Below are 10,402 nucleotides of genomic sequence, written 5' to 3' on the forward strand. Positions count from 1 at the left end.
CTTCCCTTAAGACCTCAATCACTATTTTTGCTTTTTCTTCCGGTGTAAAATTTCTTCTCTTTTCCATAGTTCCATTCTAACTTATTTTGGCCGTTTTGTCTGTCTTAATTTCTGGTATCATTATAAGCAACCTGTTTACGATATTCTCCAGGTGTACATCCTAGGTACTTTTTAAAAACTGCATGTAATCTCTTAACATTGTTAAATCCGCATTGATGTGCAATTTCATATAATGATAAATATTCATTTTTTAACATTTCTTTTGCCTTCTCTAAACGCATTTCTGTAACATAAGTCCAAAATGTAGTTCCTGTTTTTTCCCGAAAAATCCGGCTCAAATAACTTTGATTAAGATAAAATTTTTCAGCAACTTTTTTTAAACTAATATCATTACAAGCATTCATTCTTATATAAAGCATGATCTGCCGTACAGTTATATTCATGTTTTTCCAAGAAGCTTCGTAAATCGAATTTAGAGTGTTAGATATAATCGTGTATAGATGTTCTGAAATTTGCTGCATAGATGGAAAATGCTTCATTAAATCACAGCCAAAATCAAAATCTTCAAGGATATCAGTATGTGCCTGAAATGTTTGTTTTAGTATTTCTCTAGCGTATAAAGTAAGTCTTTCCCAAAACATACGTGCCATCTCTGCTGATATATGCTCTCTATTTTTTCGTATAATATTCAAAAAATACGAGAACAATTTACGAACATCTGTACTATCCATAGAGAGCATTGCTTTAAAAAGCTCTTCCTTGCATTTGTCAAAATCAAATTCGTATAAAGGCGGTTTTGCCATATTTAAAGGCATGGTTCTATAATTATAAATTCCACCAGGTAAACCAAATAATATGTCTATATCTAATGCTGTACGAATATTAACATATACATCTCTCAATGTTTTAATATCAGTAATTATAGGAGATATAGCTAGTGAAAATGTACTGCTGATGCGAGAAAGCTCAAGTTTTTCTCTTGTAATTGTAAAATTATCGGAAGGTTCAATAACAAATATAGCTGTTTCCTCAAATAATTGTTCATAATAGATAGTAGTTTCATTTCTTAGATAAATACTCAATTGTTTAAAATCTTCTTCAAACTTGCTGTTTTCAATCACTCCAATTAAAAATGGTGTATCAGGTTTCGCAATTATTAGCTGGACTCTTTTTAATCTGAGATTTTTGATTTGTTTACTATCTAGTGTATTACTTGATAATAACTGACTAATAATTTTATGATTGAGTGCATTATCTACTTTAATGTCTGTATGTGTAGACACTTTTTGAAGTGTTATTTCTTCTTTTAGTTTGTTTAGAAGAATTGATAACTCTATTTCGTCTAACGGTTTAAGCAGGTATCCTGAAACTCCAATGCTAATAGCAGTTTTAGCATAATTAAAATCATCATATCCACTTAATATAATAACTTTTGTATCATTACACTCCTGCTTGATAAGCTTAGCTAAAGTCAATCCATCAATATCAGGCATACGTATATCTGTAATTACTATATCCGGCAGGTTTCTTCTAAACACCTCTAATGCTTCATAGCTATTATTGCATAATCCACATAAATTAAAACCTAATTTATTCCAATCTATAATCATCTGAGCACCGTATAATATATCTACTTCATCATCAACAATCATTACATTTATCATATATATAACCCTTTCTATAACTATATAGTAATTTTGAAAAATTTACTCTAAGTCGCCTGAACATCTTTTTCTTCATTTGATATATTATTCCTCAGCATATCTTATGGCTGGAAATCGTAAGGTTACAGTGGTACCTTTACCACATATGCTGTCTATATTAATAGGTTCATCAATATTAAAAAAGAGCTTCATTCTTTCATTAACATTTACAATACCTAAATGTTTACTCGGCTCTTCAATACTATATTCGCTATTTAAACTCTTTCGAATATCTTGAAGTGTCTCAGAATTCATACCTACTCCTTCATCCTGAATTTGAATATAAATTGTCTGGCCTTCCATACGCCCAATTAAACGTAGCACAGTAGTTGGATTGGTTGATGGCTCAACGCCATGAAACATTGCATTTTCAATAATTGGCTGTAATACCATATGTGGTATGGAATAATTTAACACCAACGGGTCTATATCTATTTCAAGAGTAAATTTTTCCTTGTATCGGACTTTTTGAATATCTATATATTTTAGTGTATAATCAAGTTCCTTCTCAATAGAAACAATCTGTCCTTCTTTGCCAAGATTATACCTAAAAAGATCTGCCAGTGATTTTGCAATTCGTGCAGCTTGTGGATCCTTGTTGTATAATGCCACCATTCGAATAGTTTCCAAAGTGTTATATAAAAAATGTGGATTTATTTGACGCTGTATAGCGTAAAGTTGAGCTTCCTTAGCTTTAAGCTGTGCTTTAGATACGTTATAGACCAAAGAATTAAGCGTATCGACCATGTTATTAAGATTATAGCCAATCTGACTAATTTCATCAGTTCCTTTTCCCTCGTACCGATAGTTTAATTCTCCGGCTTTTATACGTTCCATTGCAGAAACAACTCCATGAATACGTTTGTTAAAATTATCTACGACTAGATAGTTAATGATGAATACAAGTACTAATGCAATTATAATAATTATGGCAGTCGTTGTAATACTTCTGTAAAGCTCTTCAAAAACTATATTATTAGGTATTTGTAAGGAAATAGACCAACCTATTTTATTAAGGTGTGTGGCCAGCACTAATTTATCCGAATTCCGATATATATCAATTCGAGAAGGTACAGTAATTGATACATCAAATCCTGGCTTATCAGGAATTCTATAATCCGAATAATAGACATATCGCTCCTTGTCGTCAACAATTATGAATGAATCATCTTTTCTCTTATATTTTAGGATAATATTTGAAATAAAACGATCGTTAATAAGAATCAATAAATGGGAATAGACCCTGCTGTTTCTCTGGTATACAGGTGTATAAAGACAATAATATGATTTTCCATCTTTTTCTAATGTAATAATCCTCGTATTGCGGTTAATGCTTACAACAGGTAGTACTTGTTCAATAAAAGAGCTATCTATAGCGTAATCATATGGATTTTGAATAACATATTCATTATTATTTTTTATAAGACAACTACTTCTAAATAGATTATTTGAAGAAATAATATTAGAAAATAAGGATAAAGCAGCATTTGTTCTAATAGAATTAGCAGTCTCTTCATCAAGTTGAGAAAAATCTGTATTAACATAATTTACAATCTTATCCTCTTCCTTCAATCTCAATGCTAATTTATAACAAGTTTCAATTTTAGCGTTGAGTTCATTGCTAACTAATTGTATGGTTTTCTCCTGGGCTTCTATAGATTTCTTCATAATAACTACACCCATGGAATAAAAAATATAAACATATGAAAGTATTGCAACCATTATTAAAGTTAATACAATAATTAAAAGCTTATTTCTCAATCTCATGCGATTAAAACGGAAGAGCACATTTAATTTTTCAAGTTTTATTTTTAATGCCCTCCTTTTGAAGATCATAAATCTGAAATTTGGAATATATTTATTTTGATATTAAATAATTTGAATTTATTATTTATTTTATCAACAATCGTGAGCATGTTAAACTGTTTCATAACAATATATTTAAAAATGCTTAAGAATAACCTTTGTTGATGGCACATTCTTTTTATATTCAAAAGCCTTTTTTGCTTCGGTTAACGGGAACACTTTCGATACTATCGCCTTATATAGAATTTCATCATTGACAATCATTCTAGCAGCACTTCGATAATCATCTTCTGAATAGATATAAACAGACTCCAAAGCAACCTCTTTTAATAGAGCCGTCCGGCAGTCAAATTCAATGGAGATTCTTGATGCGCCGACTATACGTACAGTTCCAAGTTTTTTAACAAGGCGAATTCCACAATTCACTGTTGATGTTATACCTACACCATCAATTATATAATCAATCTTATTATTACCAAAAATAGAAAAAATCTGATCTTCATAATCTTCATCACTAAGATTTACAATGTTTTTTCCTCCTAATTTTCTTGCTTGTTCCATAGAATAAACACTTATATCAGCCAATGCCACTTTATTCCCTTGTTTCTCAAGGATTTGCATTGCAAAAAGCCCAACAGTTCCCAGACCAATTAGAACAACATTTTTATTGTTTATGCCAGAGCATGTATGAATTGCTGTGGCTGCAGGCTCAAAAAGAGGCGTATATATTGTATCAAAACTATTTGGAACTGGAACAAGACATTTTGCCGGTACAAATACCTTCTCAGTCATAGCAGGAATCCATCTTTGATTATCGCATAAATAAGATAGACCATGCTGACAATGATAGCATTTTCCACATGAAATTGTAGGATTCACAGCCACTTTTTGTCCTATATTAAAACCTTTCACATCATCAGCAATTTCAATAATTTCTCCTCCAAGTTCATGTCCACATATTTTGTTTGTGTCTTTGATTGGTTCCTCACCTAAATATCTGTGCATATCAGAACCACATATGCCGCTAGCATTTATGCGGACAATAACACCACCTGATTGAATTTTAGGTTCTTCAACATTTTCATATTGAATTTCAAATGGTCCTTTCATTATTACTGCAAACATAATTAACTACCACCTTGAAAAATTTAATTTAGACGAATTCTTGGATCAATAAGTAAATAAATAAAATCAGTAAAGAAATTAACTACCACTATGATTAGTGAAAACATTAGTAATGTCCCTTGAATCATGGGGTAATTTCGGTGTTCGATGGCATTGAACATAAGGAAACCCATACCTGGATACTGGAATACTTTTTCTATAATAATAGCACCCGCCATCAGAGAAGCAATTGTCATACTAATACTGGTAGATACGGGAATAAGAGAATTACGTAAGGCATGAATATAATTTACACGAAACGAGGGATTTCCTTTTACGCGGGCTAACATTATATAATCTTCTCCAAGTACATCCAACATACTACTGCGAATCAAGCGCAATGATCCTGGAGCTAGACAAATCGAAGTAGTCATTACAGGAAGTATCATGCGTTTAAGAAACATCCAGAAATCTACTGACGGCGCAGTAAAACCACCAGCTGGTAACACTTTCAGTTCAACTGCAAATAAGATTAAGAGTAACATTCCAAACCAAAATTCAGGTACAGAAAGAAGTACTATTGCTGCGCTGGTAATAGTAAGATCTGTATAGGAATTATGCTTTGAGGCTGCTGTAACACTAAGAGGTATAGAAATGCACAAGGAAATGATCGTTGCAGATATTGTAAGCAGTAAAGTTCTGGGTAAACGTTCTAATATCTGTGGTAAGATTTCTCTGTTATCAATAAGCGATTTGCCCCAATCACCGGTCAAAATCCCCTTAGCCCAGTTTAGATACTGCTCATGTAATGGAAGATGAAGTCCCATTCTTACGCGAATAGCTTCTACCATCTCCGGGGTAGCATTAGTACCTGCAATCATAGATGCCGGATCTCCTGGCAGCATATGTATAAGCAAAAAACATAGTATAGATAATATAATAACTACAAAAATAGCTCCAAGAATTTTTTTTATTATTAAAATCTTCATTATTAGTAGGCACCTCTCTAGACAGAATTTGTAGCAAATATATCATGCTTTTTCCTCATTACATGATAAATGTTTATTTTCAGATTCCGTTATTGAAGTTTCATATAGACTAAAATATCTATTTTCTGTAATAGGCTTTTATCAGGCTGATATTTATCAGCCTGATAAAAGGTAATAATTGGTTATATTAACCAGAATATTCATAGTTAACTACTTAACTGTCAATCTTGTATAATCATTATAAGAAGTCCTCTTTATAAGACCTTCAATATTATTGCGAATTGCTGAATAACGAACCTCACCCATCATGTATATTATGGCAGAATCTTCAACAAAAATATGATATGCATCATAATAGATTTGCTTTCTCTTAACTTCGTCAACTGTAGTAGCACCTTCTCTACACAGTCTATCAAATTCCGAATTGCTATAATGTCCATAGTTCTGAGTACTATCAGACATCCAGCGGTTCAGACGAATAGATGGATCAGTTTCATATCCGTGACCGCAGATGGCTAAATCAAAATTACCTTTTTGCCATGCTTCAAGGAAAGCAGGAACTTCGGGAATATTAAGTTTTACTGTAATACCTATCTCAGCAAGCTGAGCCTGCAATACTTCTGCCAAAGGGCCTTCAACAGCAGTCTTCGGAGATAACAATTCACATGTAAAACCATTGGGATATCCAGCCTCAGCAAGCAATCTTTTAGCTTCTTCTATATTACGTTTATATTCTATGTCATCTGGATAATAAGGACTATCAGGATGTTGAGGCAGCCATATAGGAATGCCATATCCATCTAGAACAAGTTCAACCAATTTTTCTCTGTCGATTGCAAGTGAAATTGCTTTCATTACTCCAGGTGTTTTAAAAATCGGATTAGTCATATCTGCCTGAAGATAATACGCACCTGTTGGAGCAGCCATAGTATAACTATCTGCCAAGGACTCTATAGTCGGAACATCAACATTTGATAACCAGTTTATAATATCAACCTCTCCGGCCATATAAGCAGTAAGGCAGGTATTATACTCTGCATAGAATTTGAATATTAAATACTTATAAGCAGGAACTCCATTTTCATAATAATCTTCAAAAGCTTCAAGTTTTAACTCCTGATTTTTGTCCCATGAAACATATTTAAAGGGTCCGCAGCCAATAGGCTCTGTTGCTAAATTATCAATAGCTTCTGGGGCAAAAATAGGTATCTTTGTAATAATAGAAAGGATAGCAGGATATGGAGTTTTTAGTTTTAACAAAACTGTATAGTCATCCTTAGCTTCAATGCTATCTACATAAGGTCCAAAATTGATATAATTACTAGCTCCGTAGTTTTCATCTTTCTGAATATTAAGACAGAAAACTATGTCATCAGCTACCAATCCTCGACCATTATGAAATTTAACATCTTTTCGAAGTTTAAACTCTATTTCTGTATCTGTAATATATGTCCAACTTTCCGCTATAGCAGGAACAATTTCGGTACCAGTCTCGTCAAGCCAAACCAGCCTTCCAAAAATAGGATCTGTACACCAACGCACAAGATCAAGACCTATTGTTGTTGCATCAAGAGATTCAGGCTCTTGATCCATACCGACAATGACAGTTTTTTCTGCAATATCACCACTTGAAGTTTTTGTTTGAGAAGATGGTGTTGTAGTTTTTGTATCATCTGATGAAGTACTCTTGGTTGAAGATCCGCATCCAGCAAGTATTGAGAATACGAATAATATTGTGATCAACAGTGCAATTCTACGCTTTTTTTTCATGATCTCTCCTCCTATTTTATTTATATTTTTTATGCGCATAAGCGCTTACAATCGCTCCGGATATAAAATAACAATATTCATGAAAACCTTATATTACCAGAGTTTTAGGGCGGAAGTCCTGAGTCTTTGAATAGTGGCAAGCTACTTTTCGTGAATTAATATAGTCTAGTTCAGGAACATTTTGGATACATTCTTGCTGAGCAAAAGGGCAACGTGGATGTAAAAGACATCCCTTTGGCGGATCTATAGGGCTTGGAATGTAGCCTTCGAGTTTGATTTTACGTATTCTGCGAGTAGATGCACGTATCGGTAAGGCTTCTAATAAGGCTTTTGTATATGGATGAGAAGGATTTTTAAAAACCTCACGAGTATTACCGCTTTCAATTATGTGTCCTAGATACATTACTGCTACATTATCAGTAATATAATTAATAACACCAAGATCATGAGAAATAAATATCATTGTAAGTTTTAATTCTCGCCTCAGCATTGTTAAGAGATCAAGAATTTGGCACTGGATGGAAACATCAAGTGCACTAGTGGGTTCATCAGCTATCAATACTGAAGGTTCTACTGCAAGTGCTCTAGCGATACTAATCCTTTGGCGTTGACCTCCAGAAAATTCATGAGGATATCTATAAACCTGATTGGAAGAAATGCCAACCATATCTAATATTGAAAGTACTCTACGTTCCCTATCTTTTGGGTCATAGAGATTAAAAATTTCAAGTGGACGTCGTACTATCTGCATAACAGTCATTTGAGGATTTAGAGAGGAATATGGATCTTGGAAAATATATTGTATTTCTTTACATAGTTTTTTTCTCTCATCACCCTTAAGGTTTGTGATATTATTTCCTTTATAGTATATACTACCTTCTGTAATGGGATTAAGACCAACAATTGCTTTACCAATAGTGGTTTTCCCACAACCAGATTCTCCTACAATACCAAGTGTTTCTCCTTCTTTAACTGAAAAAGATACACCGTCAACAGCCTTTACGACTTTAGCTGGCACGTTTTTTATTCTTTCAAAAATAGTTCTTTTTAATGGAAAATGGATTTTTAAATTTTCTACAGTAAGTATTTCATTATCCACTTCATACACCTCCACTTAATCTAGCTGAATCACTAAATAAATGACATCTGCAAAAATGCCCTGGACTTATTTCATACAATTCAGGCGCTTCAGTTGAACATCGTTCAGTGGCAAAGGCACAGCGGGGTGCAAAAGAACAGCCTTTTATTTCAATAGTAAGATCTGGTAATTCACCCGGAATAGCAGTAAGTTTTTGTCCTTCTTCTGCTATATTTGGTAAGGAATTCATTAAGCCAACGGTGTAAGGGTGAAGTGGGTTTTGTACAATCTCTTCACTTGTAGCTATTTCCTGGATACTGCCAGCATATACTACTATAATCCGATCACTGCGTTCGGTTACCATATTTAAGTTATGAGAGATAAGTATAATTGAAATATTTGACTTTTCTCTAAGTTCATCCAGTAAATCCATTATGTCAGCTTGAACCGTTACATCAAGTGCCGTAGTAGGTTCATCTGCGATCAATATTTTTGGGTTGCAGGCCAGTGCTATGGCTATGAGTACGCGCTGCCTCATTCCACCAGAAAATTGATGCGGATATTCATTTATCCGTTTTTCTGGATCAGGAATGCTAACCTTTTGAAGTGCCTCCAGCGTCATATTATAGATTTCTTTTTTTGAATACTTGCCGTGAAGTCTGAATGCTTCACCAATCTGCCATCCAATAGTAAAAGATGGGTTCAGGGCAGATAAAGGTTCTTGGAAAATCATAGAAATTTCACGTCCTCGAACATTTAGCATATCCTTTTCAGGGGTTTTAATCAAATCTCTACCGTTAAATATCACCGATCCATATTCAATTTTGCCCGGAGGCGTTATCAGTTTCAGAATGGATTTTACCATTACAGATTTGCCAGATCCTGATTCACCTACAATGCCTAATGTCTCACCTTCGTAAAGATCAAAACTTACATCTTTCACAGCTTGTACTTTACGACCTGAATTAAGAAAAAACGATGTTTTAAGATCACGCACCTTTAGGCATATATTTTTGATATTATTATTATTTTCCATCAATTCATCACCTTCCCTTTATATCTCGGGTCAAGCAAATCACGCAGACCATCACCAAATAAATTCACAGATAGTACCAATAGCACAATTGCAATACCAGGAAACACAGCCATCCAAGGCTGTTGCCAAAGATACCCTTGACTATCTGTAAGCATAAGACCCCAACTGGGATTTGGTGGCTGCGTGCCATATCCGATATAACTAATTGCAGCTTCACTTAAAACGGCTCCAGCCATAACACCGGCAGCACGTACAATTATTACACCTGCGCTATTAGGAAGGATATATCTGAATAAAATCGACAATTTACTTTCCCCAAGTTGCACAGCAGCATCTACATATTCGCGTTCTCGGATAGACAGTACCATGCTGCGCATAATACGCATAAAACCAGGTGCATGAACAATTCCCATAGCTATATAGACAACATGAATACCAGGACCTGATATAGCTGTAACAGCCACTGCCATTAGAACCCAGGGAATTGAAAGCAATACATCACATATCCGCATAAGAATCAAATCAACCCATCCACCCAAGTATCCGGCCAACAATCCGGCTGGAACACCTATTACAAGTGCAATTCCTACACAAATAACACCTACAGACAATGAGATTCTTGTTCCATAAACAACACGGCTAAATATATCACGTTGAAAATTATCAGTTCCAAATAAATGAGCTGAAGAAGGTTTCTCAAATCTAGCGCCTGTACCTATAGTTGCATAGTGATATGGAGCAATTTGATCAGCAAATATAGCAACTAAAAGAATGACAAAAAAAGTAATAGCTCCAAATAAAAGTTTTTTGTTGCTACGTATAAACCTATATGCCTTGATCCATTTTTCTTTTCGATGTTCTTTTTTTGCAGCTTTTGCAGCAAGTAAATGGGCTTCCTGGATATTGTTATTTAATA

The 10,402-nt window shown here is 34.1% G+C and carries 8 protein-coding genes; all 8 read right to left on the bottom strand.

Going from position 1 to position 10,402, the window contains the following annotated elements:
- Positions 1 to 104 precede the first annotated feature (104 nt).
- Positions 105 to 1,664 carry a response regulator gene (locus tag GXX20_08535; protein ID HHW31700.1) on the bottom strand — a complete coding sequence of 520 codons (1,560 nt, stop codon included), beginning with the start codon at positions 1,662 to 1,664 and terminating at the stop codon, positions 105 to 107.
- An 84-nt stretch (positions 1,665 to 1,748) separates the two neighbouring features.
- Complete coding sequence (locus tag GXX20_08540; protein ID HHW31701.1) at positions 1,749 to 3,371, bottom strand: sensor histidine kinase; 1,623 nt, start codon at positions 3,369 to 3,371, stop codon at positions 1,749 to 1,751.
- 273 nt (positions 3,372 to 3,644) lie between these two features.
- Positions 3,645 to 4,634, bottom strand: coding sequence for an alcohol dehydrogenase catalytic domain-containing protein (locus GXX20_08545; GenBank protein HHW31702.1), 990 nt, complete (start codon positions 4,632 to 4,634; stop codon positions 3,645 to 3,647).
- Between the two features lie 23 nt (positions 4,635 to 4,657).
- Entirely contained in the window at positions 4,658 to 5,602 is a 945-nt protein-coding gene (locus tag GXX20_08550; protein HHW31703.1) for an ABC transporter permease, read from the bottom strand.
- 210 nt (positions 5,603 to 5,812) lie between these two features.
- Complete coding sequence (locus GXX20_08555; GenBank protein HHW31704.1) at positions 5,813 to 7,372, bottom strand: hypothetical protein; 1,560 nt, start codon at positions 7,370 to 7,372, stop codon at positions 5,813 to 5,815.
- Positions 7,373 to 7,460: 88 nt separating this feature from the next.
- Positions 7,461 to 8,471 carry an ATP-binding cassette domain-containing protein gene (locus GXX20_08560; protein ID HHW31705.1) on the bottom strand — a complete coding sequence of 337 codons (1,011 nt, stop codon included), beginning with the start codon at positions 8,469 to 8,471 and terminating at the stop codon, positions 7,461 to 7,463.
- Position 8,472: 1 nt separating this feature from the next.
- Complete coding sequence (locus GXX20_08565) at positions 8,473 to 9,486, bottom strand: ABC transporter ATP-binding protein (GenBank protein HHW31706.1); 1,014 nt, start codon at positions 9,484 to 9,486, stop codon at positions 8,473 to 8,475.
- On the bottom strand, positions 9,486 to 10,402 hold a 917-nt coding region (locus GXX20_08570), incomplete at its 5' end, for an ABC transporter permease (protein HHW31707.1). The genes GXX20_08570 and GXX20_08565, both read right to left, overlap by 1 nt.

This window comes from Clostridiaceae bacterium (assembly GCA_012840395.1).
Classification (GTDB): domain Bacteria; phylum Bacillota; class Clostridia; order Acetivibrionales; family DULL01; genus DULL01.